The organism is Brevundimonas sp. (genome assembly GCF_047617075.1).
In the GTDB taxonomy this organism is placed as follows: Bacteria; Pseudomonadota; Alphaproteobacteria; order Caulobacterales; family Caulobacteraceae; genus Brevundimonas.
This window is the reverse complement of record NZ_JBLGCI010000007.1, coordinates 39,142-65,982: the sequence shown is the minus strand read 5'-3', so window position 1 is coordinate 65,982 and position 26,841 is coordinate 39,142. Positions and strand designations below refer to the sequence as shown.

Genomic DNA, 26,841 nt, shown 5'->3' with positions numbered 1-26,841 from the left:
CTAATGAGGCGCCTCCCTTCCGTTTCGCGGCCCAAGGCCGATGGGGAGGCATCCTAAGGGCGCTCAGGGCAGGGGGATGAAATCGGGGGCGCTGGAGCGCCGTTCCCTTGTGGCGCAAGGAATTGGTGACGGGAAACGCGGGACTCACCCCCGTTCCAGCCGCTTGAGCTCGCTAGCGCCGTAGAACTGCGGTTCGAGGCCGGGCATCCAGGCGAGCTTGCCGAGGCCGCGGACGGCGCGGTCCATCCAGAAGGCGCGGCGGGAGTGGCCGATGAGGGTCATGAGCACGGCGGCGGCGCCGAACACGGCGGCCTGACCGGCGCCGACGATCATCCAGCGGGCGAGCGCTGGCCAGTTCTTCTCCTTCGCCGCCGTCTGGGACGGGCCCTGGCCATAGGCGAAGGCGCGGGTCAGGGCGTAGCGCAGGGTGGCGCGGTGGGGCGGGGCGAACTCCTCGACCCAGGCGTCGGCGGCCCAGCCGAAGCGGCCGGCGCGCGCGGCCAGACTCGCGAACAGGGCGTCGTCCTCGCCGCCGGATTGATCCGCCGATGTGTCAAAGGGCGCAGCGCCGGGCAGGGCGGTCGCCCGTTTCATCAGCGAGGCGCCGCAGCCGTATGCGTGATCGATCAGGCCGCTTTTGGCCGGGCCCTCGCGGCCGAAGAATCGTTCCAGATAGGGTTTGAGCCAGACCGGCGCGCCCTCGGCCCGGCCGTGGATAGGGCTGAAGGTCACGTCGGCGCCGCTGGCTTCGTGGGCCGCGAGGATGCGCGCCAACCAGTCGGGGGCGGCGGCCTCGTCATCGTCCAGGAAGGCGATCAGGGAGGCGTCGGTGGCGGCGAGGGCGGCGTTGCGCGCCGTGGCCACGCCGGGCGTGGGCACGTGGATGTAGACCAGCGGCCAGGGACTGTGGGCGCGCAGGGCCTCGACCCGGTCGCGGGCCGAGCCCTCGGGGTCGTTGTCAGCGATGACGATCTCGCACACCCGGTCGGCCACCCGCTCCTGGGCGAACAGGGACCGCAGGGCGCGCTCCAGACTGTCCGGGCGACGCAAAGTGGGAACGATGACGGCGAGGTCGTGGGTCATGCCAGCACCTCGCCCACCGTCCGGATGGCCGCGCCGCGCGCCTGTGCGTGGGCGACGATGCGCGCCAGCGCGGCGGGGGTGCAGCCGTATTTCGAGGGATTGTCGCGCACGTCGTGGGTGTAGAGGATGACCCAGGCGCCGCGCTCCACTGCCCGGTCGATCCAGCGCATGGCCTCGGCCTCGCCGTCCGGCCCCTCGATGCCCACGGCGGGCAGCTGGTTCAGGTCCGAGCCGTCTGTCACGATGCCTGAATGCACGGCGCGCAGGGAGCCGTAGCGGCCCTTGAGCGCCTTCTTGGCCTGGGGCGAGACCTCGCCGTATGGATAGGCGAAATGGGCCGGGCGGGCGCCGAAGGCGGTGAGGGCCAGGGCGTTGCGGTCGGCGTCGGCGCCGATGGCGCCTTCATCGGCCAGGCCGCAGTCCAGATGGGAATGGGTGTGACAGGCGATCTCATGGCCCGCTTCGGACAGCCGTCCGATCTCGGCGGCGTTGGCGTAGCGGCCCATGTCGCCCGGCTGATCGAACAGGCCGGCGCAGACATAGTATGTGCCGCGCGCCCCGGCCTTTTGGAGAATGGCGGCGCCCGCCTCGGCGCCCGAGATCGGCACGTCGTCGAAGGTGAAGCTGACCACCGGGCCGTTATGGGACAGGCGGGCGGGGCGGCGATGCATGAGGCGCACCACGCGGCGGCGCACCTTGCCCAGCAGGCTGGAGTCCGCGTTGTAAGGCTGGGCCTGGTTTTCCTGCATCAGACGGCCTCCGCATAGAGGGCGGCCCGGTAGAGCCGCAGCGAGAAGGCGCGCGGCCCGGCGGGCAGCCAGTCGGTCATCGCCACGGTCTTCAGCAAGGGCCGGGCCAAACCCATGCCCGGCGCGCGCTTGAGCAGGCGGGCGGCCTTGTAGCTGGGGTAGGTGGAGACGATGTCGGGGTGGCGGGCCACCACGCGGGCGAAATTGGGCGCGGACTGTTCGTACTTGGCCGCCAGCGCCCCGGTGGTGTCCAGACCCATGTGGGTGGCCGGATTGTCCAGATGGACCACGCGGAACCGGCGTGAGACGCGCATGGCCCATTCCACGTCCTCCCAGCCCCAGCCGGTGAAGGCGCTGTCGAAGGCCTCGGCGGCGAACACGTCGCGGCGAACGAGCAGGTTGGAGGTGTAGACGTATTTCTCCGGCTGGCGGGCGCGTTCTTGATAGGGGACGCACTCGGAGCGGGTGGCCAGGGCGCGGTGGACGGCGAAGCGCGGCTCGTCCGGGGCCTGCAAGAGGGAGAAACCGCCGAACGCGACGGCGGGATCTTCCTGCGCGACCAGATCCGTCCAGGCCTGAAGAAACCGGCGATGATCCGGCCGCATGTCGCTGTCCAGAAACAGGAAACTGCCGCCCCGGGCGGCGGCAGCCAGACGGTTGCGGCCCTTTGAGCGGCCCTCGTTCTTCTTCAGGTCGATCAGGCGGGCGGGCAGGGCCATGGTCTTGATGACCGCCTCGACGCGGGCCACCAGATCGGCGTCGCCGCCACCGTCGGACAGGACGATGACCTCCACCGAGCGGCCCACCTGACCGGCCTCGTCATTGAGGTTGCGCAGAAGGTCGCAGGGGTCGTCCCGGTAGAAGGGGATCAGCACCGACAGAGCCGGGCGCTTGCCCCGCCAGCGGGTGTTGGCGACGGTGCGGCTCATGCTTCGGCTCCGCGGGCTCTGTAATCGTTGATGAGGCGGCGGCCGGTGTCGCGCACCCCGGCGGCGTTCACGGTCAGGGCGACGGCGGCATAGACCGCGCCGCCGATGGCCGCCTTGGCGATCAGCTCCACGGGGCCGCCCACGGCGGGGATCAGGGACACCACGCCCGCCATGACGGCGCAGGCGACGCCGCAGCGGATCAGGGCCTCCCAGGGAATGGGCAGGCGCATGACGGTGCGGCCGATCAAGATGGAGGCGGCGAGGCCCAGGGCGAAGCTGGCCGCCGTGGCCCAGGCCGCGCCCAGCACGCCGAAGCGTGGGATCAGGACCAGGTTCAGGACCACATTGGCGACGGCCGGGACCGCCATGGTCAGCAGCATGCGGTCGGTGCGGTGGCCGAGGGTGAAGACCTGGTTGAAATAATAGACCGTGACGCCCGACAGGGCCGCGCCCAGGGCGATCCAGGGGGTGATGAGGGCGGCGGCGGAGCGCAGGTCCTGACCGATCAGCACCTCGGCCAGCGGGCGGGCCACCAGAATGACGCCCACGGCGGCGGGCAGGCCGACGAGGACGAACAGGCCCGCCTGTTCCCGGGCGGCGTCCTGAAGGGCGGCGCGGCCGCCGCGCTCCAGCGCCATGACCATGGCGGGCGCCCCGGCGGCGCCCAGCCAGATGAACATGACGTCCAGGGTGCGGTTGGCGATGGAATAGCCGGCGTGATAGGCGCCCACCGCCGCTTCATCCATGAACACCGCCAGCAGGAAGCGGTCGGTGGAGGCCAGCACCAGCGACAGGATCAGGGACGCGGCGATGGGATAGCCGAAGCTCGCGTATCGCTTCAGCCGGGCCGGGTCGGGCCGTCCGCCGCGGGCGTGCTTCAGCTCTCCCGGCAGGATGAAGGGCAGGGCGAACAGAGGGGCGATCAGCAAGCCGAGCAGGGGCGCCGCGCCGCCGAGGCCGGCGAGGGCGAAGACCACGCCGATGATGAAGCCGCCGATGACGGTGGCCATGTCGAGTCCGGCGGCCTTTGCCACTTCGCCCGAGGCGCGGAACCGCTCCTGCGCCAGCTTGGCGAGGCTGCGCACCGGCACGCCGATCAGGGCGACGCCCAGGGCCAGGCGGAAGGCGGGCTCCACCGGCCAAAGCATGACGCCGAGGATCACCAGCGGGATGAAGGCGGCGGACAGCCAGAAGGCGGCGCGGTACAGGCTGGCGAAATGGTCGGCGAGGCCGGTTTCGGGCGTCTCGGCGGCCCAGTAGCGGGCCATGGCCGCCTCCAGCCAGGTGAACACCGCCACATGGGCCAGGGTGAACACCGAATAGGCCAGGGCGTAGCGGCCGAAATCCTCGGGGCTGAGCAGGCGGGTGAAGACCACGATGGCCAGAAAGCCCACCACGCCCTGCACGATGTTGGCGGGCAGATAGCCCCAGACGCCGCGCCAGAACATCAGCGCACCGCGACCCGGTCGCCCAGCAGCACGGGCACTGTGACAGCCATGATCCACAGGTCCAGCCAGAACGACTGGCGCTCCACATAGTCCACGTCCAGCTGCACCCGGCGGCGCACCTCGGCGGCGGTGTGCAGGGGGCCGCGCGACCCCTTGATGGCGGCCCAGCCGGTCATGCCCGGCTTGATGCGGTGGCGGTGGGCGTATTCGGCCACCAGACGGGCGGACTCGATCTGGCCGGTCTTCATGCCGATGGCGTGGGGGCGGGGGCCGACCAGCGACATCTCGCCCCTCAGCACATTGATCAGCTGAGGCAGCTCATCGAGGCTGGTGGCGCGCAGAAAGCGGCCCACGCGGGTGATGCGGTCGTCGTCGGCGGTGACCTGGCGCGAGGCGGTGGCGTCGGCGGCCTCGTGGCGCATGGAGCGGAATTTCCACACCACGATCTCTTCATTGTTGAAGCCGTGGCGGCGCTGGCGGAACAGGATCGGGCCGGGGCTGTCCAGACGCACCATAAGGGCGACGACGGCGAACACGGGCATCAGGCCGACCAGCATCAGCCCGCCGATGATCAGGTCCTGCAGCCGCTTGTTGAAGGCGGCGCGGTCGGGATCCGGGTTGTTGAGGGAGGCCAGCGGCGCGCGGGCCAGCTTCTCCAGTGCGGCGTTGCGATCTTCCTCGGCCCGGGGGTCCACCAGCAGGGTGACTTCATTGGGCAGGCCGCCGAGGCGGCGCATCAGGTCGCGAACCCGCTCGCGCGCAGTGGGGTCCACGGCCAGAACGATGTGATCCACATACGGCGTCATGCGGTGGGTCAGCAGGGCCTCGGTGTCACCCAACACCGGCACCCCCTCGACGCTGTCCGGCGCGCGGGCCAGGCGGTCGTCGAACACGCCCAGCACGTTCAGGTCGCGGCGTTTCAGGGCCTCGCGGATCAGCTTTTCGGCGTGTTTCGTGGCGCCCACCACCACCACATTTGGGGTCAGGGTTCCGTCGGCGCGCCAGCGGCGGACCCGGTCGCTCCAGGCCATGTGCAGAGCGTACAGCACGATCAGGTTCAGACCGCTCCACACCAGCACCGGGCCGATCAGGGGGGCGGGGGACAGCATGGCCAGCAGGACAGCGATCACGCCGGCGCCGACCACCGAGGCGCTGACCAGACCCATGTGAACCGCCAGCCGCCGGTCGCGGGAGAAGCCATAAGCGCCGGACGCCTTCAGGGCAGCCAGCAGGACCACCGCGCCGACCGCGAACGGCAGGATGGCGGCCAAGGGCGCACCCAGCAGGCCAGACGGGCTGGCGGCGGCGGCGCACAGCAGGGTCAGGGCGATCACCACCAGGGCGTCGATGGCGTGGAACCAGTGGGCGGCGAGGCGCGAGGCGTGACGCTGGCGCGCGTTCAGCCAGACCTCGGGCCGGAAGGGACCGCGCCGGGCGCGGCCGTCCGCCCTGGTCGCCCCACGCGCCACAGCGCCCGAGGCCAGGGCCTGAAGCCCGGCGGCGTCGAGGGTCGCGGGCGCGTCCTCGGCGGACGCGTCATCGGGTCTGGTCTGGATCGAGATCATGGCGGCCATTCTGGTCTGACCGCCATCCAACCATTCCGCCGTGGATTTCGCGTTAACGTCGCAAACCCGGATTGCGTCAGCGCGCGCGAGCCGCTATCGGAGCCGGACCGGAGACGTGGCCGAGTGGCTGAAGGCAACGGTTTGCTAAATCGTCGTACCCTGTAAGGGGTACCGAGGGTTCGAATCCCTCCGTCTCCGCCACCTCACGCCTTCGGCTTCGGGCGGCAGGCCACCAAGTGGTTTGCCGTGCGAAGGCGATCTCATGCGCAGGCGTGTTCCCCGAAGCCTTGGCCGAAAACGCTTCTGGTGAACATGGCAGGAGGAAAGTGAACCTCCCGGGCTCGCCGCAGTTGAAGCGGCATGACCATTCTCAACCTTCTCCCCTCCGTTCTCATCGGCGCGGTCGCCAGCGCGCGCTCCATGACGCCCATGGCGGCCATCGCCGGCGTGCGGCTGGCCCATCGCGAGACGCCCGGGCGGCTGTTTTTGCTGGATCATCCGTTGTTCAAGGCGGGCGCCCTGTTCATGGGGGTGGGCGAACTGGTGGGCGACAAGATGAAGTCGGCGCCGGACCGCACTGTTTTCCTCGGCCTGCTGGCGCGGGTGATGAGCGCGGGCATCGCCGGCGCCGCCTTGGCGCCGCGCGGGCATGAGCGGCTGGGCGCCGGGCTGGCGGTGGGGACCGCCGTACCGCTGGCCTACGCCACTCTTAACGGGCGCAAGGCCGGCATGCGGCGCATCGGGCAGACCCGCAGCGGGCTGATCGAGGACGCGCTGATCGTCACCGCCGGCTTGGCCACCGTGGCGCTGGCGGTGCGCGGCAGGCGGGGAGAGTAGGCGCGCCTACTTCACCGGCGGGGCGATATAGGCCTCCAGGTCGATTTCCTTTTCCCACTTGCCCACGACGGTGGCCACGGCCAGGTCGCTGATGACGTTGGTCACGGTGCGGGTCATGTCGAGGATGCGGTCGAACGGCAGCACGAAGCCCACCAGCAGGGCGGTCTGCATCGGATCAACGCCGATGCCCTGAAGCACCGCCGCCAGCATGAACAGCGAGGCGGAGGGCACCGGGGCGGTGCCGATGGACACCAGCAGGGTGGTGACCACGATCAGGGCGTAGTCGGACGGGCTGAGGCTGATGCCGAAGGCCTGGGCGGCGAAGACGGCCAGGATGCCGATGTAAAGGGCGGTGCCGTCCATGGACACGGTCATGCCCAGCGGCAAGACGGTGGAGAAGACCGGCTTCTTGATGCCGAGATTCTTCTCGGCCACCGCCATGGTCACCGGCAGGGTCGCCGAGGACGAGGAGGTGGAGAAGGCCACCAGCCCCGCATCGGTCACATCGCGGAAGAAGGGCCAGACGGGCAGACGAGCGAACAGCTTGATGATGCCGCCCTGGAATATGAGGATCTGCAAGACGCAGCCGACCACCACGCACAGGGCCAGCAGGGCCACATTGACGAAGGCGGACAGGCCGGTGGTGCCCATGACCCATGCGATCAGGGCGAACACGCCGAAGGGCGCCACCTCCATGATGAAGCCCACCAGCTTGAGCATGGCTTCGGACGCGGAGTTGAACACATCGGCCATGGGCTTGCCCGCCTCGCCGGACATCAGGATGGCCGCGCCCAGAAGCAGGGCGAAGAAGATCACCGCCAGAATCTGGCCCGAGGCCAGGGCGGCGATGGGATTGGTGGGCACGATCATTTCGATCAGGCCGGCGAACGGCTGGGCCGCCTCCAGACCCTCACGGGGTGTCGCGCCGGAGAAGTCCACGCCCGCGCCGGGCTGGATCAGAAGGGCCAGAGCCAGGCCGAGACCGACGGCGGTCAGGCTGGTCAGCACATAGAGAAACACAGCCTTGACCCCGATAGAGCCCAGACGTTTGGGGTCGCTGAGGCTGATCACGCCGGACACGATGGTGACGAACACCAGCGGCGCCACCACCATCTGGATCAGGCGCACGAACAGGTCGCCCAGCCAGCGAATCTGTCCGGCGCCTTCGCCCCAGATCAGACCGACGATCACGCCCAGGACCAGCGCCAGCAGGATGCGCTTCCACAGCACAACCCCGAACCAGTAGCGGTGCAGAACGCCGCGCGGGCGGTCTTCGGCGGAGTCGCTGTCCAGAGTCATGCAGTGGTCCTGAGCCTTGAAAAACCATGGTGAGGAACGGGCGGCGCGCCACAGCCCCCTGGCTGTCGCCCCGCCTCCACGAATGCACCGACGTCAGCAAGGACGACGGCCCCCGAACGCATTCGATGCGGTCATGAAGCAGATGTGAGCGCCCGAACGCAAGACGGTCTATACGATGACTGGAACAAAAACAGAACACGTGCCATTGTCCCGACATGGACGAGAAGCTCTCGAAAAAACTCAGGATTCTGGCGGATGCCGCCAAGTACGACGCCTCCTGCGCCTCGTCGGGCGCGAAGAAACGCAAGGCGCCGCCGGGCGGGCTGGGGTCAACGACGGGGGCGGGGATCTGCCACGCCTATACGCCGGACGGACGGTGCGTCTCGCTGCTCAAGGTGCTGCTGACCAACTACTGCCTGTTCGACTGCGCCTATTGCATCAATCGGCGATCCTCCAACACGCCCCGGGCGCGGTTCACGGTGGAGGAGGTGGTCCGGCTGACGGTGGAGTTCTATCGCCGGAACTACATCGAGGGCCTGTTCCTGTCGTCGGGCATCATCCGCTCGCCGGACCACACCATGGAGGAGCTGGTGCGCGTGGCGAAGTCGCTGCGCCAGGACCACGGATTTGCCGGATACATCCACCTCAAGACCATTCCCGAGGCCAGTCCCTGGCTGATCGAACAGGCGGGGCTGTGGGCGGACCGGCTGTCCATCAATGTGGAGTTGCCCACTGATGCGGGGCTGAAGGCCTTCGCGCCGGAGAAGGACAGCGGGACCATCCGCCGGGCCATGGGCCAGATGCGCGAGCGGATTTTCGAGGCGAAGGAAGAGAAGCGGCGTTTTTCGCCAGCGGGGCAGAGCACCCAGGTGATCGTGGGCGCTGACGCGGCGACGGATGCGGACGTGCTGACATCCTCGGCGCGCATGTACGGGGATTACGGGCTCAAGCGGGTCTATTATTCGGCCTTCAGCCCCATTCCGGAGGCCAGCGCCTCCCTGCCCATCAAGGCGCCGCCATTGCAGCGTGAGAACCGGCTGTATCAGGCGGACTGGCTGCTGCGTTTCTATGGCTTCACGCCGCTGGAGGTGGCGGAAGGCGGCGACGGCGGCATGCTGGACCTGGAGATCGATCCCAAGCTGGCCTGGGCGTTGAAGAACCGGGACCGGTTTCCCGCCGATGTGAATACGGCGGACCGGGAACTGCTGCTGCGCGTGCCCGGGCTGGGCGTGCGGGCGGTGGATCGCATTCTGAAGGCGCGGCGGCACACGCGGCTGGGCATGGCGGATCTGGCGCGCTTGTCGCCGGCGTTGAAACGGGCGCGGCCGTTCCTGATCGCCTCGGATCACAGCCCGCTGAAGCTGACCGACCGGGCGGACCTGCGCCAGATGCTGACGCCGCCGGCGCGGCAGCTGAGCCTGTTCTGATGGACTGGGCGGTCGCCCTGGCGCCGGGGGCTGATCTGGACGGATTTCGCCGGGCGGCGCGGGGGTTGATTGCGGCGGATGCGGCGCCCGGGGCGGTGGACTGGAGCGGGCAGGGTCTGTTCGGCCAGGCGCCGCCGAACGGGCCGCCGCTGGCCCTGCCGCGCCGGGCCGGAGCGCTGATCCAGTCATGCGTGCGGCACGTGGACCCGGAGCGGTTCGCCCTCTTGTACCAGCTGGTCTGGCGCATCCATCGGGGCGAGCGGGCCCTGGCCGAGATCGCCAGCGATCCGCTGGTCCACAGGCTGGAGCAGATGGACAAGGCGGTGCGGCGCGAGATTCACAAGATGCACGCCTTCGTCCGGTTTCGCCGCGTGGAGGGGGAGGGGGACGAACGGTTCGTCGCCTGGTTCGAGCCGGAGCATTTCGTGCTGGAGTCCGCAGCGCCGTTCTTCGTGGACCGGTTTCGCTCCATGCACTGGTCGATCCTGACGCCGCTGGGATCGGTTTTCTGGGACGGGACGACGCTGGGCTTCGGCCCGCCCGGACGGCGGGAGGATGCCCCGGAGGGCGACCCGTTCGAGGACGGCTGGCGCGCCTATTACGAGAGCACCTTCAACCCGGCGCGGGTCAATCCGCGCATGATGGCCTCGGAAATGCCGCGCCGCTACTGGCGCAACCTGCCGGAGGCGCAGTGCATTCCGGACATGATCCGGGGCGCGCCGGCGCGGGTCCGCGAGATGATCGAGCGGGAGGCGTCCACGCCCATGAAGCGCAATCCTGAAAAGGCGGTCGCCGCCATGGCGGACCAGACGCCGACGACGCTGGATGAGCTGAACCGCATCATCGCGGCGGCCGATCCCTTCGTCAGCGGCGGGACGCGGGCGGTGCTGGGGGAGGGGCCGTTGACCCCCACCATCGCGCTGATAGGCGAACAGCCGGGTGATCAGGAGGATGTTCAGGGGCGGCCCTTCGTGGGACCGGCGGGTCAGCTGCTGGACCGGGCGCTGGCCGAGGCCGGGCTGGACCGCGCGGACCTGTACGTCACCAATGCGGTGAAGCATTTCAAGTTCGTGCAGCAGGGCAAGCGGCGGCTGCACAAGTCGCCCACGGCGGGGGAGGTGAAGCACTACCGCTGGTGGCTGGACAAGGAGCTGGAGCTGGTGCGGCCGCGGGTGATCGTGGCCCTGGGCGCCACGGCGGCGCTGGCCCTGGCGGGCAAACCCATGCCGATCACGAAATGCCGGGGCGAAACGAGCTTCGAGAACCGGCGCGGGGTCATAACGTATCACCCCTCCTATCTGCTTCGCGTGCCTGACGCAGCGACGAAGGAGAGGGCCTGGGCCGAGTTCGTGGGCGATCTGCGACTTGCCCGCCGACTTGCGGCGTGAACCGTCAGGGGCCTTGCGCGTATCGCTCTGACACTATGCAGGAGACAGGCAATGGCGGAAGACATCGAGGTCGGCGATCGGGTCAGCTGGAACACCGCTCAGGGCCGCACCCACGGCAAGGTGGTGAAGCGCCTGACCAGCGACACCCACGTGCAGGACCACCCCGTGAAGGCGTCGCAGGACGAGCCGCAGTTTCTGGTGGAAAGCGAGAAGACCGGCGCCCGGGCGGCCCACAAGCCGGAGGCTCTCACGAAACTGTCGCGGTCTTGACCCTAGGTGATCTTGTGGCTCGCCGCGCCGGGGGCTACCCATCACATCAAATGTCGATCAAGGGAGACGACCATGGCCGATCTGGCTTCCGTTACCGAACACATCCGCAACGCCGTCGGCGAAAACTCCGGCCTCGGCAAGACCGTCAAGATCGACCTGGGCGACACCGGCCAGATCTACATCGACGGCGCCTCGGTTCCGAACACCGTGACCAATGAGGACAAGCCCGCCGACGCCGTGGTGACCATCAGCTGGGACGACTTCATGGCCCTGTCCGAAGGCCGCCTCGACCCCATGATGGCCTTCATGCAGGGCAAGCTGAAGGTCGCCGGCGACATGATGATCGCCCAGAAGCTGGCCCCGCTGCTGAAGCGGTAAGACAGCACGCTATATTTCTCCCTCCCCCCCCCCCCCCCAAGGGGGAGGGCCGTCAGCGCGTAGCGATGACGGGGTGGGGGCGCCTTGAGCGAGACAGCGAGGCTGCCTTGCCGAGCCCTCCCCACCCGGTCGCTTCGCGACCAGCCTCCCCGGGACGGGGAGGGAGAGACCGGAGCTCGACCCATGGATTTCCAGCATTCCGACCGCGCGCTTGAATGGCAGGATCGCCTGAAGCGCTTCATGGACACGCGCGTCCTGCCCTCCGCGGCTGATTACTGGGCTGAGGTGCGGGCCGATGCGAAGACCCAGCCGCCCACCATGGAGCGGCTCAAGGCCGAGGCGCGCGAGGCGGGGCTGTGGAACCTGTTTCTGCCCGGCGAGGACGGGGCGGGCCTGACCAATATGGAATATGCGCCCCTGGCCGAGATCATGGGCCGGGCGCTGTGGTCGGCGGAGGTGTTCAACTGCAACGCCCCCGACACCGGCAACATGGAAGTGCTGCACATGTTCGGGGACGCAGCCCAGCAGGATCGCTGGCTCAAGCCTCTGATGGCGGGCGAGATCCGCTCGGCCTTCCTGATGACGGAGCCGGAGGTGGCCTCGTCGGACGCCACCAACATCCAGACCCGCATCGAGCGGGACGGCGACCACTATGTGATCAACGGGCGCAAGTGGTGGTCCACCAACATGGCGCACCCGAATCTGGCCGTGACCATCGTCATGGGCAAGACGGACCCGGACGCCTCCACCCACGCCCAGCAGTCCATGGTCATCGTGCCGGCGGACACGCCCGGCTTCCGCGTGGACCGGATGCTGACCGTGTTCGGCTATGACGAGCGGCCCATTGGCCACGCCGAGGTGGTGCTTGAGAACGTTCGTGTTCCGGCCGAGAATCTGATCGCGGGCGAGGGCCGGGGCTTCGAGATCGCCCAGGGTCGCCTGGGGCCGGGCCGCATCCACCACTGCATGCGCACCATCGGTTGTGCGGAGGCGGCGCTGGAGCTGATGGTCAGCCGCCTGCTGACGCGCACCGCTTTCCGCAAAACCATCGCCGAGCACTCGGTGTGGGAGCAACGGGTGGCCGAGGCGCGCACCAACATCGAGATGTGCCGCCTGCTGGTGCTCAAGGCCGCATGGATGATGGACGAGGTGGGGGTCAAGAACGCTCGCTCCGAGATCGCCCAGATCAAGGTGGCCGCGCCGCGCATGGCGTTGAAGGTCATCGACGACGCCATCCAGGCGTTCGGCGGGGCGGGCGTATCGGGCGACACCGATCTGGCCGCCATGTACGCCATGGTCCGCACCCTGCGCATCGCGGACGGCCCGGACGAGGTCCACAACCGCACCATCGCGCGGCTGGAATACGCGAAGCACGCGGTGAAATAAGCCCTCCGCCTGTCGCTCATCTTGTCCGCGACAGAGCACGCGGATCGTGGCAAGCTTGACCATTGCAACGCGTCGAGGGCGGCTTGGCCAGAGATTCTGAAAAGCGCGGGAAAGCCGCGTCCATGCGCGCGGACGACGTGCTGAAGGCCGCTGTCCGAAAGATCGAGTCCGAAGGGGTGCCTGCGCCATTGGACGATCACGCCCGGCGGATCAGCGGTGCGCCGCCCAAGGGCGACAAGCGTAACTAGGCCGCGTCGTTGATGGGCGCTTCGTCGTCCATGCCCATGATCTGGGCCAGCCGGTTGCGGGCGCGGTTCACGCGGCTCTTGATGGTGCCCAGGGCGCAGCCGGAAATCTCGGCGGCCTCCTCGTAGGACAGGCCCGCGGCGCCCACCATGACCAGAGCCTCGCGATGTTCGGGGGGCAGGCGGTTCAGGGCGGCCTGTAGCTGATGCAGTTCGACGGACCAGTCCTGGGAGGCCGGGCTGGTGAGGGTCGCGGCCATCTTGCCGTCCTCGTCCGGCGTCTCACGGCGATGCTTTGAGACGGCGGTGTACCAGCTGTTGCGCAAGATGGTGAAAAGCCAGGCGCGCAGGTTGGTGCCCGGCTGGAACTTGTCGCGATGGGTCCAGGCCTTGGTCAGGGTTTCCTGAACCAGATCGTCGGCGTCGGACGGGTCGCGCGAGAGTGACCAGGCGAAGGCGCGCAGGGACGGGATCAGGGCGATGACCTGTTCGCGCCAGGCGGCGGGCTCGACGATGCCGGCGTCAGACCGGACGGCGTCACGCGAATCGGCGACTTGCTCGCGAGCGGGCATGGATGAACCTTGCGAACGGGATGACGATCGCCCAACGGCGACCCATGGTGAGAACGCGAGCGGAAACAGAGTGTTCCGATCAATTGGCCTGGGGCCGGAACGGGTGGGGCGCGCGCGTGTTAGGCTTTGTGGAAGGGCGTATCGACGTTCAGACATGGGGGCGTCTCGCCATGAACATCGCCAGCAGGATCGACGGCGCCGCGCGTCAGGACATCGATCGCTACCGGGCCGTTCGGGCGCGGATGACCGACCTGGCCGCCGGGCTGTCCGCCGAGGATCTCGGCGCCCAGTCCATGGCCGACGCCAGTCCGGGCAAATGGCACCTGGCGCACACCAGCTGGTTCTTCGAGGTCATGCTGCTGGCGCGCCGGCCCGGCTATGAGCCGGTGGACGAGAGACTGGGGCGTCTCTTCAATTCCTATTATGAAGCGTTGGGCGCGCGGGTGGCGCGGCCGAGCCGGGGTCTGATGACCCGCCCGTCGCTGGACGAGGTGCTGGCCTATCGCCGCGAGATCGACCGCCGCATGATCGCCTTTCTGGGCGAGGGGCTGGACGATCCGCACGAGCGCTACCTGTTCGATCTGGGCCTGAACCACGATCAGCAGCATCAGGAACTGTTCCTGACCGACCTGCTGCACCTGATGTCCTGTTCGCCGCTGGAGCCGGCGGCCTATGAGGCCGAACCGGACGGGCCGGACGCGGCCTCGGCGGATCGGGGATGGACCGATTTCGACGGCGGGCTCGTCAGCGTCGGTCATGACGGCGCGGGTTTCGCCTTTGACAACGAGGGTCCGGCGCATCCGGTGATGCTGGCGCCGTTCCGCATCGCGCGCTCGCTGGTGACCAATGGCGACTGGCTGGCCTTCATGGACGACGGTGGTTATCGGCGGCCCGAGTTGTGGCTGTCCGACGGCTGGGCGGCTGTTCAGGAGCACGGCTGGTGCGCGCCTGACTACTGGCGCGGGGAGGGGAGCGACTGGCGCGTCTTCACCCTGGCTGGCCCGCAACCGATCGATCCCCACGCGCCGGTGCGCCACGTCAGCTTCTACGAGGCCGACGCCTTTGCGCGCTGGTCCGGCAAGCGCCTGCCCACCGAGTTCGAGTGGGAGCATGCTGCAGGGCAGGGCGCTCTGGACGACGCCTTCGGTCAGGTCTGGCAATGGACCGGCAGCGCCTACCTGCCCTATCCGGGCTTTCGCGCCACCACGGGCACGGCGGCCGAGTACAACGGCAAGTTCATGGCCAACCAGATGGTGGCCCGGGGCGCCTCCTGGGCCACGGGGCCGGGGCATTCGCGCCTGACCTATCGCAACTTTTTCTATCCGCATCAGAGGTGGCAATTCATGGGACTGAGACTGGCCGAGGACGCGCCCGCGCGGCGTTCGCAAGGGACCGACGATCTGGAGCCGTTCGCCGAGGCGCTGATTGAGGGGCTGTCCGCCAGTCCGAAAGCCATGTCGCCCAAATGGTTCTATGATGCGGCGGGCTCGCGCCTGTTCGAGGACATCACGCGCCTGCCGGAATACTATCCGACCCGGCAGGAGGCGGCGCTGCTGGCCGAGGTTTCGCCCCGTCTGGCCGAGGCCATGGGCGAGGACGCGGTGCTGGTGGAGTTCGGCAGCGGCGCCAGCGAGAAGACCGAGGTGCTGCTGGATGCGTCGCCCGGCGTCGCCGCCTATGTGCCCATCGACATCAGCGAGACGGCGCTGGAGGAAGCGGCCGAACGCATCCGTGGGCGCTATCCCAGGCTCGACGTGCGGCCGATGGCGGGGGACTTCCTGCACCCGGCCGCCCTGCCTGAGGGTCTGCCAGGCGGACGCCGCGTCGGGTTCTTCCCGGGCTCCACCATCGGCAATCTGGCCCCGGAGGAGGCGCGGGCTTTCCTGAAGGACGCGCGGGCCATGCTTGGCGAGGGCGCCCTGTTCATCCTGGGGGTGGATCTGGTCAAGAACCCCGCCGTGCTGATCGCCGCCTACGACGACTCAGCCGGGGTCACGGCGGCCTTCAACCTCAATCTGCTGGAGCGCGCGAACGCCGAGGCGGACGCGGACTTCGACCTGTCAGCGTTCGAACATCAGGCGCTGTGGAACGAAGACGAGGCGCGCATCGAGATGCACCTGCGGGCACGTCGGGATCAGATTGTGGATGTATCGGGGCGGCGGTTCCGGTTCCGCGAAGGCGAGACCATTCACACCGAGAATTCGCGCAAGTTCACGCCGGAGCGGGTGAAGGCCCTGGCCGAATCGGCGGGCTGGCGGGTGCGCGACCTGCACGTCGGCCCCGAGCCCAGCGTGGCGCTGGTGCTGCTCGGGGCCTGATCGCAAAGCCCAGCCCTGGCGTCAGCTCTCGCCGTTCTTCTCGGGCTTGCGGGCGCCGTGAGACGCTTCGCCGCCCTTGCGGCCGGCCTGGGCGGCCAGGCTGCGGTCCTGTGAGAAGCTGCGCTTCTCGCTGGGCACGCTGGCGCCGCCCTTGCGGGCGATTTCGCGCTGACGTTCCGGGTCCATGGACGCGAAACCGCGCTTGGATACGCCGGATGCGCGCGGGGTCTGTCCTTCAGCCATGTCGAGGGTCCTTTCGGTTCGCCTAATGGGTGTGCTGTGCGGTTGAAAACTGAACCCCGGGCCCCCGCCATGGTTCCGCTTGCGGATTGTAATTCGCGGGTCGTCAGTCGTGGGGACGGGAGTCTCCGTCGTCACCGCCGCCGGGCTCGAGAGGCGGCATCTCCGTGGGCGTGTCCCCCGGATCGATTTCGGGGCCGGGGGTATTGCCAGGTTCGATCTCGGGCGACGGGCCGCCGGGAGGGGTGGGTTCGATATAGGTCATGGTTGATCTCCTGTTCACAGAGGCAACGCGCCGCGACCGCGCATGTTCACAGCCAAGCTGGAACCGGGATGGCAGGGCAGGGTTGATGGGGCGTCCCACCCCGACAATCAGGAGATACCGCCATGACCGACACGCTCAGCCAGACCGACACAACCAACACCGCCTATGACCCCGTCCTGTCGCCGCGCCCCGATCTGGCGGCCCAGCCGGCCACGGCCGATGACCGCGCGCCCATGACCGCCCGTGTCGAACGTCGCCTGCGCGAAGGCCGCACCTGGGCCGAGGACCGCACCCAGCGCGCCGGCGAAGTCATCCGCGCCCATCCGCTGCGCAGCAGCCTCGGCGCCGTCGGCGTCGGCGTGGTGCTGGGTATGCTTCTGCGTCGTTAATCTGAAAGGTCGTCGACAGGGTCCTTCGGCAGGCGCCGAAGGACCCTAACGGCCTTGCTTCGCGTGGAAATCCCGGCGGAACGCGTCGAAACGGTTTTCGGCGATGGCGGCGCGCATGGCGGCGGTCAGGGCCTGGAAGAAGGCGATGTTGTGCCAGCTGAGCAGCACCTGGCCCAGAATCTCGTCCGATCTGACAAGATGATGCAAGTAAGCCTTTGAATAGGCGTTGCTGGCCGGGCAATCCACGTCGGGGGACAGAGGGTCCTGTTCCTCGGCGAAGCGGGCGTTCTTCAGGTTGACGGGGCCCTCCCAGGTCCACGCTTGGCCGTGGCGGCCCGATCGGGTGGGCAGGACGCAGTCGAACATGTCGACGCCGCGCGCCACCGCCTCCACCAGATCGATGGGCTTGCCCACGCCCATCAGATAGCGGGGCCGGTCCGCAGGCAGATGAGCGACGCAGTGGTCCAGGGTCTCGCACATGGCTTGATGGCCTTCGCCCACGGCGAGGCCGCCGATGGCGTAGCCGTCGAAGCCGGTCTCGATCAGGCGCTCGGAGGATTCCCGGCGCAGGTGCTCATAGGTTGAGCCCTGCTGGATGCCGAATAGGGCCTGGGCGTCGCGGTCGCCGAAGGCCGCCTTGGACCGGGCGCCCCAGCGGGCGGACAGCTCCATGGCCTTGCGGGCGCGGTCCTCCTCGGCGGGCCAGGAGACGCATTCGTCCAGCTGCATGACGATGTCCGAGCCGATGCGGTCGGCCTGGATCTCGATGGAGCGTTCCGGCGACAGGACGTGCTTCGAGCCGTCGATGTGGCTGGCGAAGGTGACGGCGTCCTCGGTGACCTTGGAGATGCCGGACAGGCTCATGACCTGGAAGCCGCCGGAGTCGGTGAGGATGGGTTTGTCCCAGCGCATGAAGCGGTGCAGGCCGCCCAGCCGCTGCATCCGCTCGGCGCCCGGGCGCAGCATCAGGTGATAGGTGTTGCCCAGGATGATGTCGGCGCCGGTGGCGGCCACCTGGTCGACGCTGAGCGCCTTGACCGTGGCGGCGGTGCCCACGGGCATGAAGGCGGGCGTGCGGATGTCCCCGCGCGGGGTCTTCAGCACCCCGGTGCGGGCGGCGCCTTCGGTGGCGTTGATATGGAAGGGGAACATTCTAGACCCGCTCATCCCGGCGAAGGCCGGGATCCAGATGCAAAATCACAAACAGAGTCCCACGGCCAGGATCGGCGATGCAAACCTTGCGACACCGCGCCATACGATCTGGATCCCGGCCTTCGCCGGGATGAGCGGGGTTCTGGGTCATACCCCCTCCCGGAACAGCAGGCTGCCGTCGCCGTAGGAATAGAAGCGGTAGCCGGTGTCCACCGCGTGGGCGTAGGCGGCCTTCATGGTTTCGGTTCCGGCGAAGGCGCTGACCAGCATGAACAGGGTCGAGCGGGGCAGGTGGAAATTGGTCATCAGCACGTCGGCGGCGCGGAAGCGGTAGCCGGGGGTGATGAAGATGGCGGTGGCGGCGCTGAAGGGGCGGATGACGCCGTGCTCGTCCGACGCGCTCTCCAGCAGGCGCAGGGAGGTGGTGCCGACGCAGACGATGCGGCCGCCCGCGGCGCGCACGGCGTTGAGGGCGGCGGCTGTTTCGGGCGAGACCTCGCCGGTCTCGGCGTGCATGCGATGGTCGGCGACGTTGTCCACCTTGACCGGCAGGAAGGTGCCCGCGCCCACGTGCAGGGTGACGGCGTGGGTGGAGACGCCGCGCGCCGCCAGCGCCGCCATCAGCTGGGGCGTGAAGTGCAGGCCCGCCGTGGGGGCGGCGACCGAGCCGTCGTGGCGGGCGAACAGGGTCTGGTAGTCGAGGCGGTCGCGGTCGTCCTCGGGGCGCTTGGCGGCGATGTAGGGGGGCAGGGGCATGACGCCCGCCTCGCGGATGGCGTCGTCCAGCGCTGGACCGGCCAGGTCGAAGGCCAGGGTGATGAGGCCATCCTCGCCCTTGTCCACCACGCGGGCGTCCAGCCGCCCGGCGAGACAGGCGCCGTCGGCGGTCTTGCCGAACATGACCCGGTCGTCGGGCTTGAGCCGCTTGCCGGGCTTCATGAAGGCGGTCCAGCGGTCCGGCGCCGTGCGCTGGTGCAGGGTGGCCTCCACGGCCACGGTCAGGCCGTCGCGATCGCGCACGCCGTCGAGGCGCGCCGGGATCACGCGGGTGTCGTTGAAGACAAGGGCGTCGCCGGGCTCCAGCAGGTCGGCCAGGTCCCGCACGATGCGGTCCTCGATCCGGCCGTCCTTCACCACCATCAGCCGGGCGGAATCGCGCGGGCTGACGGGCCGCAGGGCGATGCGGTCCTCGGGCAGGTGGAAATCGAAGTCGGCGGTCAGCATGGGCGGCGCAATGGCCATGTGGTGGCGACGGGGTCAAGGGCGTGTAAACTGGCGGAACCTTGGCCGTATTCGCGCGCTGGAGCCGCATGACCGAACTTGGAAGCCTCCAGGCGCTGGAGAAGATCGAGAATGCGCCGGTGCTGCGCCTGGCGGGCACATCCATCACGGCGGGGGGGCTGATTTCCGCGGCTATCATCCTGACGGTGGCGTTGGTGCTGGCGTGGCTGGCCACGCGGGGCATCAAGCGGTTGCGCGCACGGTCCAGCCGCAGCGGCGGCGCGCTGTACCTGCTGGAGAAGCTGGTGGGCTACGGCCTGATCGTGGCGGGGGGCATGCTGGCCCTGTCGGCCACGGGCCTGAACCTGTCCTCGCTGGCGGTGTTCGCCGGGGCGCTGGGCATCGGCGTGGGACTGGGCCTGCAGGGGGTGGTGAAGGAGTTCGTCTCCGGCATTTTCCTGATCTTCGACCGGATGGTCAGCGTGGGCGACTATGTGGAGATCGAGGGCGGGGCGCGCGGCGCGATCATGGAGATCGGGCCCCGGGCCACCCGCATCCGCACCAATGACAACATCAACATTCTGGTGCCGAACTCGCAGCTGATCGAGCAGCCCCTGACCAACTGGACCCTGAAGGGCGACACCCGGCGCATCCATATTCCATTTTCCGTGGCTTACGGTGCGGATCGCGGTCTGGTGCGCGACGTGGTGCTGGCGGCGGCGCGATCCTCGCCGTTCACCCTGCCGGAGACGGAGACCCGAAAATGCCAAGTCTGGCTGGTCAATTTCGGCGAGAGCGGGCTGGATTTCGAGCTGCTGGTGTGGCCGACGCAGGAGGCGGTGAAGCGGCCCGCGTCCATGCATGCGGCCTATACCTGGGCCATCGCCGAGGCGCTGGATCAGGCAGGCATCGAGATTCCGTTCCCGCAGACCGACCTGCGTATCCGCAGCCTGTTCGGACGCGAGGGCGACGACGCGCTGGAAGTGATGACCACCGGCAAGGCGCCGCGCCCGAAAACGCCGCCCCGCAAACCGAGGAAGAAGGCGGCGAGCGCGGCCAGCGAGAACGATGCGGCCGAGGATCTGATGCAGCCGTCCGCCGCCGAGACGCCGGAGGCGGAGGACAACACCGGCGCCTGATTGCGCACGGCCGCCGAAGCGGGGCAGGGTGGGGCGAGGAGACCGCCCATGACCGATGTGACGCCCAAGAACCGCTGGAAGCTGCTGGGGCCCGGCATCGTGGTGGCGGCCACGGGGGTGGGGGCCGGCGATCTGGTGGCGACCCTGATCGCGGGGTCGCGGTTCGGCTACGCCCTGTTGTGGGCGGCGGTGATCGGCACGGTGCTGAAGATCGCCCTTGCCGAGGGGGTCGGGCGCTGGAGCCTGTCGACGGGCCGCACCATCTTTGACGGCTGGGCCAGCCTGGGCCCGCGCGGCTTCAACTGGGCCAGCATCTATTTCGGAATTTACGTGGTGATCTGGGGCTTCGTGTACGGGGCCACGGCGATGACGGCCACGGCCCTGCCGCTGGCGGCGCTGTTTCCCGTTCTGGACCTGAAGGTCTGGGCGATCATGGCCGGTCTGGTCGGGCTGGGGATGGTCTGGTTCAACTCATACCCGGTGTTCGAGAAGATCATGACGGCGCTGGTGGCGGTGATGTTCGTCACCGTGGTGGGGCTGGCGGTGATCGTGACGCCGGACATTCCGGCCATGCTGCGCGGACTGATCCCCATGCTGCCGGAGGGGGCGGCCTATTACACCCTGGGCCTGATCGGCGGGGTGGGGGGCACAATCACCATGGCGGCCTACGGCTACTGGATCATGGCCAAGGGCTGGAAGGGCCCGGGGTGGATGCGGGTCATGCGGCTGGACAACCGGGTCGGCTACATCGTCACCGGCGTGTTCGTCATCGCCATGATGATCGTGGGCGCCGAGCTGATGTATGCGGCGGGCATCGCGCTGGCGGGCGGCGACCGGGGCCTGCTGGATCTGGATGAGGTTCTGCGCGAGCGGTTCGGCGATGTGGTGGGGACGCTGTTCCTTGTGGGGTTCTTCGCCACCACGTTTTCGTCCCTGATCGGGGTCTGGCACGGAGTCAGCCTGATGTTCGCGGACTTCTTCGCCCATGTGACCAAGCGGGCGGGGGACGAGGCGGTGCGCGGGGAGAAGAGCCCGGCGTTCCGGGGCTATCTGTTCTGGCTGACCTTCCCGCCCATGGCGCTGCTGTTCATGGATCGACCGTTCGGGCTGATCGTGGCCTACGGGGTGCTGGGGGCGCTGTTCATGCCGTTCCTGGCCCTGACGCTGATCTGGCTGCTGAACAGCGAGCGAACGCCGAAGGAATGGCGCAGCGGCTGGCTGTCGAACAGCATGCTGGCGGCGGCGGCGGTGCTGTTCTGCGTGCTGGCGGGCCGGGAGTTGTGGGGGTTGGTGATGTGATCAGGTCTTTCCCTCCCCCTAGGGGGAGGGCCGTCAGCGCGGAGCGATGACGGGGCGGGGGCGCTCAGGCAAGGCAGCGCGCATGAGTTGCTGAGCCCTCCCCACCCGGTCGCTGCGCGACCACCCTCCCCGGGACGGGGAGGGAGAAGGGTCAGCTCTGCTGGAATGGATAGAAATCGCCGCCCAGGTCGAGGATCTCGGTGAGTTCGTCCAGGGCGCCGCGGGACTCGTCCAGCAGGGCCGGGTCGGCCAGGTCGGCGGGGGTCAGCGTGTCGCGGTACCAGGTGGCGGCCCAGATGGAGAGGCGGGCGTAGAGCTCGTCGTTCAGACGCTGGGCCGGGTTGGCGGCGTCCAGCTCCTCCTCGGTCAGGACCACGCGCAGACGCAGGCAGGCGGGGCCGCCGCCGTTTCGCATGGACTGGCGCACGTCCACATACTCCACCGCGCCGATGGGGCCGTTGCCGGACACAAGCGTCTCGGCCACGGCGCGCGAGCGGTCATTGTCGCGGGTTTCGGTGGGGCAGATCAGGGTCAGGCGGTCCCGGCCCGGCAGGGTCACCAGCATGGAGTTGAACAGATAGCTGGAGATGGCGTCGGCCAGGGGCAGATCGCGGTCGCTGATCTCGATGAACACCGGCTCGAACAGGCCGTCGGCCATGCGGCGGATGGCGTCCTTCGTGCCCGCCGTGTCCTCGAAGGCCAGCTGGTGGAACAGCAGGGCCTCGCGCGTGCCGACGCAGACCACGTCATTGTGGAACGTTCCGCCGGCGATGGCGGCGCGGCTCTGGCGGGCCATGACGGGGCGGCCGGCGGTGTGGCGGCGGACGATGGCTTCGCTGGCCTCGCGGGTCTGGCGGGCGGGGAAGGCGCCGTCCCAGGCCTCCCAGGCCTCGCGGCCCCAGACCAGCAGGTTGACGCCCGGCTCGCCGTGGTCGGCGCACAGGCGCACGTGATTGGCCGCGCCCTCGTCGGACAGGTGCGGGGCGGCGGGCAGGGCGTCGTGGACCTTGAAGATGTCCCGGTCGGGAAACAGGGCGCGCAGGGCGCGTGTGGTCTGCTCGGCCTCAAGACCCCGGTGCAGGTTGGTGACCAGATTGGCCGGGGTGAAGTGGACGCGGCGGTCCTCGGTGTCGGCGCTGGGCGTCACCGTGGCGGCGTTGGCGGCCCACATGGAACTGGCCGAACAGGCGGCGGCGGCGAAGGACGGCGCGGCGCGCCAAGCCTGCTCCAGCACCGCCTTGTCCGAACCGGAGAAGCCGAGGCCGCGCAGGAACGGGATGTGGGGGCGCTCATGGGGCGGCAGGACGAACTGGGGCACGCCCAGATCGGCCAGCAGTTTCATCTTCTGCAGGCCCTGCAGCACGGCGGCGCGGGGGTTGGACGCCTCGCCCTTGTTGAGCGCGCTGGCCAGATTGCCGGGCGACAGGCCGGCATAGCTGTGGGTGGGGCCGATCAGGCCGTCGGCGTTGGCTTCGACCGCTGAGGTCATGCCTTCAGTCCCTTGATTTCAGACGTGATGTCCGAGACGGCGTCGGCCTCGAAGCTGGCCATGGGATAGGCGCAGTAATCGGCGGCGTAGTAGGCGCTGGGGCGGTGGTTGCCGCTGGCGCCGAGGCCGCCGAAGGGCATGTCGCCCGCAGCGCCCGTGGTGGGCCGGTTGAAATTGACCACGCCCGCGCGGATGCGGCGCTGGAAGCGCTCCCAGTTGGCGGGATCGTCGCTGACCAGACCGGCGGACAGGCCGTAGCGGGTGTCGTTGGCGCGGGCCATGGCGGCGCCGAAATCGGCGGCGCGGTAGACTTGCAGGACGGGCGCGAAGATCTCCTCGTCGGGGATGTCGCGGGCCTCGGCCATGTCGAGGATGCCGGGGGTGACGAAGGCGTCGGACAGGCCCTCGATGCGGCCGAAGGGGCGGATGACGCGGGCGCCGTTTGCGATCAGGGCGTCCACGGCCTTCAGCGCGCCGTCGGCGGCGCGGGCCGAGATCAGGGGGCCGCCGTAGACTTCGCCCTCGCTGTCCCAGGGGGCGAAGGTGAGGCGGTCGGCGAGGGCGCGAACGGCCTCGATCACCGCATCGCCAGCGGCGCCCTCGGGCACGATCAGGCGTCGGGCGCAGGAGCAGCGCTGGCCGGTGGTGATGAAGGCGGACTGGATGACGATGCCCGCCACGGCTTCGGCGTCATTGGCGTCCCACACCACCAGCGGATTGTTGCCGCCCAGCTCCAGCGCCAGGATCACGTGGGGATTGTCGGCGAACTTCTTGCGGAAGTGAGCGCCGGCCGCGCCCGAGCCGGTGAACATCAGGGCGTCGATCTTCTGGTCCAGCAGGGCGGCGCCGGTGTCGCGGCCGCCCTGGATCAGGTTGAACACGCCCGCAGGCAGGTCTGCGGCCTGCAGCGCCTCGGCCATCAGCTGGCCGGTGTGGGGCGTCTCTTCGGACGGCTTGAACACCACCGTGTCGCCCGCCAACAGGGCCGGGACGATGTGGCCGTTGGGCAGGTGGCCGGGGAAGTTGTACGGGCCCAGCACCGCCGCCACGCCGTGGGGACGATGACGCAGCACGGCGCGGCCGAAGCCGGTCTCGGCCTCGCGCTCGCCGGTGCGCTCCTCATAGGCGCGGATGGAGATGTCCACCTTGCCGGCCATGGAGCCCAGCTCGGCCTTGGTCTCCCACAGAGCCTTGCCCGTCTCGCGGCTGATGGCCTCGGCCATGTCGCTGGCGCGGTCCTTCAGCACGGCCTGATAGCGCTTCACCGCATCGATGCGGTCCTGACGGGGGCGGTCGGCCCAGTCGGGGAAGGCGGCGCGGGCGGCGTCCACGGCCGCGGCAGCCTGGGCGGGAGAGGCCTCGGCCCCGGTCCAGACGATCTCGCCCGTGGCCGGGTCGGTGGAGGTGAAGGCGGCGCCTTCGCCGGCGGTCCATTGGTCAGCGATGAAGTGAGTCATGGCCTCTACCTAGTGCTTCGGCGACGGCGGGTGAAGGCGGTCGGAGGTCTTCATATCGGCCACGCTGCGACTTTGGCCGAAACGAGAGGGTCAGGCCCGCTTCAGCGCCGTATCCGAGACGAAGGGATTGGTCCGGCGTTCTTCGCCCAGCGTCGAGACCGGCCCGTGGCCGGGGGCGAAGGTGACGTCGTCCCCCAGCGGCCAGAGCTTGGTCACCACCGAATTCAGCAGGGCCTGATGATCGCCGCGCGGAAAGTCCGTACGGCCGATGGAGCCCTTGAACAGGACATCGCCGACCTGCGCGAACTTCGCCGCCCGGTTGAAGAAGATCACATGGCCCGGCGTGTGGCCGGGACAGTGCCGCACCTCCCATGTGGTTTCGCCCAGCGTCATCACGTCGCCTTCGTCCAGCCAGCGGTCCGTCTCGAAGGATCGCGCCTCGGGCATACCGTACATCTGGCCCTGGGCGGCCAGACCGGCGATGAGGAATTGGTCCTCGGGATGGGGCCCCTCGATGCGGACGCCGGACTTCTCCTTCATCTCGGCGGCCCCGCCGGCGTGGTCGATGTGGCCGTGGGTGATCCAGATCTGGTCCAGGGTCAGGCCGCGCCGCTTCACCTCGGCAAGGATCATGTCCACGCCGCCGCCGGGATCGATCACCGCGGCCTTGCTGGTGGCCGTGCACCAGACGACGGTGCAGTTCTGCTGCAGCGGGGTGACGGGGGCGATGAAGACGCCGATGGGGGAAGCGTGCTGGGTCATGCCGTCCAGATAGCCACGGGCGGCGCCAAACGAAACCCGGTCGTTGACCTGAACCGCCCTTGCCGACATAAGGGCGGGCTTCGAGGAGCCGCTCCCGCACGGGGCGGCCCTTTTCGCATTTTCCACCCGCGAGCGCTGCCCCATAGCGCCGCCACAGAGCGTCAGACACGTCCATGCAAGTCGTCGAAAAGTCCGCCGAAGGTCTCAGCCGCGTGATCGCGGTGACCATCCCCGCCTCCGAGCTGAACGCCAAGCTGGACGCGAAGGCGGCCGAAGTCGCCCCGCAGATGAAGCTGAAGGGCTTCCGCCCCGGCAAGGTGCCGGTGTCGCACGTGCGCAAGACCTATGGCCGCGACCTGATGGGCGAGATCGTTAATGACGCCCTGAACCAGTCCAGCCAGAAGGCCCTGGACGACGCCAAGCTGCGCCCGGCCGCCCCGGCCGAGATGAAGCTGGTGTCCGACATGGACAAGGTGGTCGCGGGCCAGGAAGACCTGACCTACGAGATGGCGCTGGAAGTCATGCCCGACTTCAAGCCGGTGGACCCCAAGTCCCTGAAGCTGACCCGCCCGGTCTATGAGGCGTCCGACGCCGATCTGGACGAGGCGCTGAAGGAACTGGCCGGTCAGGCCAAGACCTATGAGGACAAGGGCGGCAAGGCCCCTAAGGCCGCGGACGGCGACCAGCTGACCATCGACTTCCTTGGCAAGATCGACGGCGAGCCCTTCGAGGGCGGCGCGGCCGAGGACGCGGACCTGATCATCGGTTCGAACCGTTTCATCCCTGGCTTCGAGGAGCAGCTGAAGGGCGCCAAGGTCGGCGACGAGAAGACCATCGAGGTGACCTTCCCCGAGCAGTATCAGGCCGCCCATCTGGCCGGTAAGGCCGCCACCTTCGACGTGAAGGTCAAGGCCCTGAAAGCCCCCAAGGATAGCGAGATCGACGACGAATTCGCCAAGCGTCTGGGCCTGGAATCGCTGGACAAGCTCAAGGAGCTTCTGCGCGACAACCTGAACCAGCAATACAAGGGCGCCTCGCGCTTCAAGCTGAAGCGCGCCCTGCTGGACCAGCTGGACGAGAAGCATTCCTTCGACCTGCCGCCCAAGATGGTCGAGGCCGAGTTCGACGGCATCTGGCAACAGGTGGAGGCCGACAAGGAAGCCGGTCGTCTGCCCGAGGCCGACGCCAAGAAGTCGGACAAGAAGCTCAAGGAAGAGTACCGCAAGATCGCCGAGCGCCGCGTGCGTCTGGGTCTGGTGCTGGCCGAGATCGGCCGCGAGAACAACGTCACCGTGACGGACCAGGAACTGAACAACGCCATCATCGCCGAGGCCCGCAACTATCCGGGCCAGGAACAGGCGGTGCTGAATTTCTATCGCCAGAACCCCAACGCCGCGGCGGGCATGCGCGCCCCGATCTATGAGGAGAAGGTCTGCGACCTGATCTTCGATCAGGCCGAGGTGAAGGAAGAGCCGATCAGCAAGGAAGACCTGCTGAAGGACGACGACGAGGAATAGTCGTCGTCAGGCTCAAT

The 26,841-nt window shown here is 68.7% G+C and carries 25 protein-coding genes and 1 tRNA gene; 12 read left to right on the top strand and 14 right to left on the bottom strand.

Annotation, left to right across the window (positions count from 1 at the left end; genetic code table 11):
- Positions 1 to 144 precede the first annotated feature (144 nt).
- The 5 genes from ACI8U3_RS09315 to ACI8U3_RS09295 are packed head-to-tail and all read right to left on the bottom strand — an operon-like array spanning position 145 to position 5,774.
- On the bottom strand, positions 145 to 1,083 hold the full coding sequence (locus ACI8U3_RS09315; protein ID WP_415014597.1) for a glycosyltransferase: 939 nt from the start codon (positions 1,081 to 1,083) through the stop codon (positions 145 to 147).
- Complete coding sequence (locus ACI8U3_RS09310) at positions 1,080 to 1,832, bottom strand: polysaccharide deacetylase family protein (protein ID WP_415014596.1); 753 nt, start codon at positions 1,830 to 1,832, stop codon at positions 1,080 to 1,082. The genes ACI8U3_RS09315 and ACI8U3_RS09310 overlap by 4 nt, the downstream gene beginning before the upstream one ends.
- On the bottom strand, positions 1,832 to 2,761 hold the full coding sequence (locus tag ACI8U3_RS09305; protein WP_415014595.1) for a glycosyltransferase family 2 protein: 930 nt from the start codon (positions 2,759 to 2,761) through the stop codon (positions 1,832 to 1,834). Before ACI8U3_RS09305 ends, ACI8U3_RS09310 begins: the two co-directional genes overlap by 1 nt.
- Positions 2,758 to 4,209 (bottom strand): polysaccharide biosynthesis C-terminal domain-containing protein, encoded by a 1,452-nt coding sequence (locus tag ACI8U3_RS09300; protein ID WP_415014594.1) that lies wholly within the window; start codon positions 4,207 to 4,209, stop codon positions 2,758 to 2,760. The genes ACI8U3_RS09305 and ACI8U3_RS09300 overlap by 4 nt, the downstream gene beginning before the upstream one ends.
- Entirely contained in the window at positions 4,209 to 5,774 is a 1,566-nt protein-coding gene (locus ACI8U3_RS09295; protein ID WP_415014677.1) for an exopolysaccharide biosynthesis polyprenyl glycosylphosphotransferase, read from the bottom strand. Before ACI8U3_RS09295 ends, ACI8U3_RS09300 begins: the two co-directional genes overlap by 1 nt.
- A 109-nt stretch (positions 5,775 to 5,883) precedes the next feature.
- On the opposite strand from ACI8U3_RS09295, the gene ACI8U3_RS09290 reads away from it, so the two are divergent.
- Positions 5,884 to 5,975: transfer RNA gene (locus ACI8U3_RS09290), tRNA-Ser, on the top strand.
- A gap of 159 nt (positions 5,976 to 6,134) precedes the next feature.
- Positions 6,135 to 6,611 carry a hypothetical protein gene (locus ACI8U3_RS09285; RefSeq protein WP_415014593.1) on the top strand — a complete coding sequence of 159 codons (477 nt, stop codon included), beginning with the start codon at positions 6,135 to 6,137 and terminating at the stop codon, positions 6,609 to 6,611.
- A gap of 6 nt (positions 6,612 to 6,617) precedes the next feature.
- Here ACI8U3_RS09285 and ACI8U3_RS09280 read toward each other — a convergent pair whose 3' ends face one another.
- Complete coding sequence (locus ACI8U3_RS09280; RefSeq protein ID WP_415014592.1) at positions 6,618 to 7,910, bottom strand: dicarboxylate/amino acid:cation symporter; 1,293 nt, start codon at positions 7,908 to 7,910, stop codon at positions 6,618 to 6,620.
- 215 nt (positions 7,911 to 8,125) lie between these two features.
- Between ACI8U3_RS09280 and ACI8U3_RS09275 the strand changes: the two genes are divergently transcribed.
- From ACI8U3_RS09275 to ACI8U3_RS09255, 5 genes are all read left to right on the top strand, one after another.
- Complete coding sequence (locus ACI8U3_RS09275) at positions 8,126 to 9,337, top strand: putative DNA modification/repair radical SAM protein (protein WP_415014591.1); 1,212 nt, start codon at positions 8,126 to 8,128, stop codon at positions 9,335 to 9,337.
- Positions 9,337 to 10,725, top strand: coding sequence for a UdgX family uracil-DNA binding protein (locus ACI8U3_RS09270; protein WP_415014590.1), 1,389 nt, complete (start codon positions 9,337 to 9,339; stop codon positions 10,723 to 10,725). The genes ACI8U3_RS09275 and ACI8U3_RS09270 overlap by 1 nt, the downstream gene beginning before the upstream one ends.
- 51 nt (positions 10,726 to 10,776) lie before the next feature.
- Positions 10,777 to 10,995, top strand: a complete 219-nt coding sequence (locus tag ACI8U3_RS09265; protein WP_415014589.1) for a DUF2945 domain-containing protein — start codon at positions 10,777 to 10,779, stop codon at positions 10,993 to 10,995.
- A 72-nt stretch (positions 10,996 to 11,067) separates the two neighbouring features.
- Complete coding sequence (locus tag ACI8U3_RS09260; RefSeq protein ID WP_415014588.1) at positions 11,068 to 11,373, top strand: SCP2 sterol-binding domain-containing protein; 306 nt, start codon at positions 11,068 to 11,070, stop codon at positions 11,371 to 11,373.
- 183 nt (positions 11,374 to 11,556) lie between these two features.
- A complete protein-coding gene (locus ACI8U3_RS09255; RefSeq protein ID WP_415014587.1) occupies positions 11,557 to 12,759 on the top strand; it encodes an acyl-CoA dehydrogenase family protein in 1,203 nt (400 codons plus the stop codon).
- Positions 12,760 to 13,003: 244 nt separating this feature from the next.
- On the opposite strand, the gene ACI8U3_RS09250 is transcribed toward ACI8U3_RS09255, so the two are convergent.
- Positions 13,004 to 13,576: a sigma-70 family RNA polymerase sigma factor gene (locus ACI8U3_RS09250; protein ID WP_415014586.1), complete on the bottom strand. Its 573-nt coding sequence runs from the start codon at positions 13,574 to 13,576 to the stop codon at positions 13,004 to 13,006.
- A 170-nt stretch (positions 13,577 to 13,746) separates the two neighbouring features.
- On the opposite strand from ACI8U3_RS09250, the gene egtB reads away from it, so the two are divergent.
- Complete coding sequence (egtB, locus tag ACI8U3_RS09245) at positions 13,747 to 15,894, top strand: ergothioneine biosynthesis protein EgtB (RefSeq protein ID WP_415014585.1); 2,148 nt, start codon at positions 13,747 to 13,749, stop codon at positions 15,892 to 15,894.
- A 21-nt stretch (positions 15,895 to 15,915) separates the two neighbouring features.
- Here egtB and ACI8U3_RS09240 read toward each other — a convergent pair whose 3' ends face one another.
- Together ACI8U3_RS09240 and ACI8U3_RS09235 are read right to left on the bottom strand one after the other, a co-directional pair.
- On the bottom strand, positions 15,916 to 16,137 hold the full coding sequence (locus ACI8U3_RS09240; protein ID WP_415014584.1) for a general stress protein: 222 nt from the start codon (positions 16,135 to 16,137) through the stop codon (positions 15,916 to 15,918).
- Positions 16,138 to 16,240: 103 nt separating this feature from the next.
- Entirely contained in the window at positions 16,241 to 16,399 is a 159-nt protein-coding gene (locus ACI8U3_RS09235) for a hypothetical protein (RefSeq protein WP_415014583.1), read from the bottom strand.
- Positions 16,400 to 16,521: 122 nt separating this feature from the next.
- Here ACI8U3_RS09235 and ACI8U3_RS09230 point away from each other — a divergent pair, with 122 nt between their 5' ends.
- Positions 16,522 to 16,788 carry a hypothetical protein gene (locus ACI8U3_RS09230; RefSeq protein ID WP_415014582.1) on the top strand — a complete coding sequence of 89 codons (267 nt, stop codon included), beginning with the start codon at positions 16,522 to 16,524 and terminating at the stop codon, positions 16,786 to 16,788.
- Between the two features lie 45 nt (positions 16,789 to 16,833).
- On the opposite strand, the gene tgt is transcribed toward ACI8U3_RS09230, so the two are convergent.
- Positions 16,834 to 17,940, bottom strand: coding sequence for a tRNA guanosine(34) transglycosylase Tgt (gene tgt / locus ACI8U3_RS09225; protein WP_415014581.1), 1,107 nt, complete (start codon positions 17,938 to 17,940; stop codon positions 16,834 to 16,836).
- A 147-nt stretch (positions 17,941 to 18,087) separates the two neighbouring features.
- The gene (gene queA / locus ACI8U3_RS09220; RefSeq protein ID WP_415014580.1) at positions 18,088 to 19,164 is read right to left on the bottom strand and encodes a tRNA preQ1(34) S-adenosylmethionine ribosyltransferase-isomerase QueA; all 1,077 of its coding nucleotides are present in this window, start codon (positions 19,162 to 19,164) and stop codon (positions 18,088 to 18,090) included.
- An 86-nt stretch (positions 19,165 to 19,250) separates the two neighbouring features.
- On the opposite strand from queA, the gene ACI8U3_RS09215 reads away from it, so the two are divergent.
- Together ACI8U3_RS09215 and ACI8U3_RS09210 are read left to right on the top strand one after the other, a co-directional pair.
- Positions 19,251 to 20,300: a mechanosensitive ion channel family protein gene (locus ACI8U3_RS09215; protein ID WP_415014579.1), complete on the top strand. Its 1,050-nt coding sequence runs from the start codon at positions 19,251 to 19,253 to the stop codon at positions 20,298 to 20,300.
- A gap of 48 nt (positions 20,301 to 20,348) precedes the next feature.
- Positions 20,349 to 21,599 (top strand): Nramp family divalent metal transporter, encoded by a 1,251-nt coding sequence (locus ACI8U3_RS09210; protein ID WP_415014578.1) that lies wholly within the window; start codon positions 20,349 to 20,351, stop codon positions 21,597 to 21,599.
- A 151-nt stretch (positions 21,600 to 21,750) separates the two neighbouring features.
- Here the strand turns inward: ACI8U3_RS09210 and astB are convergent, their stop codons facing one another.
- From astB to ACI8U3_RS09195, 3 genes are all read right to left on the bottom strand, one after another.
- Complete coding sequence (gene astB / locus ACI8U3_RS09205) at positions 21,751 to 23,088, bottom strand: N-succinylarginine dihydrolase (protein WP_415014577.1); 1,338 nt, start codon at positions 23,086 to 23,088, stop codon at positions 21,751 to 21,753.
- Entirely contained in the window at positions 23,085 to 24,545 is a 1,461-nt protein-coding gene (gene astD, locus ACI8U3_RS09200) for a succinylglutamate-semialdehyde dehydrogenase (protein ID WP_415014576.1), read from the bottom strand. The genes astB and astD overlap by 4 nt, the downstream gene beginning before the upstream one ends.
- Before the next feature lie 90 nt (positions 24,546 to 24,635).
- On the bottom strand, positions 24,636 to 25,307 hold the full coding sequence (locus ACI8U3_RS09195) for an MBL fold metallo-hydrolase (RefSeq protein WP_415014676.1): 672 nt from the start codon (positions 25,305 to 25,307) through the stop codon (positions 24,636 to 24,638).
- Between the two features lie 173 nt (positions 25,308 to 25,480).
- Here ACI8U3_RS09195 and tig point away from each other — a divergent pair, with 173 nt between their 5' ends.
- A complete protein-coding gene (gene tig / locus ACI8U3_RS09190; protein ID WP_415014575.1) occupies positions 25,481 to 26,824 on the top strand; it encodes a trigger factor in 1,344 nt (447 codons plus the stop codon).
- Positions 26,825 to 26,841 lie beyond the last annotated feature (17 nt).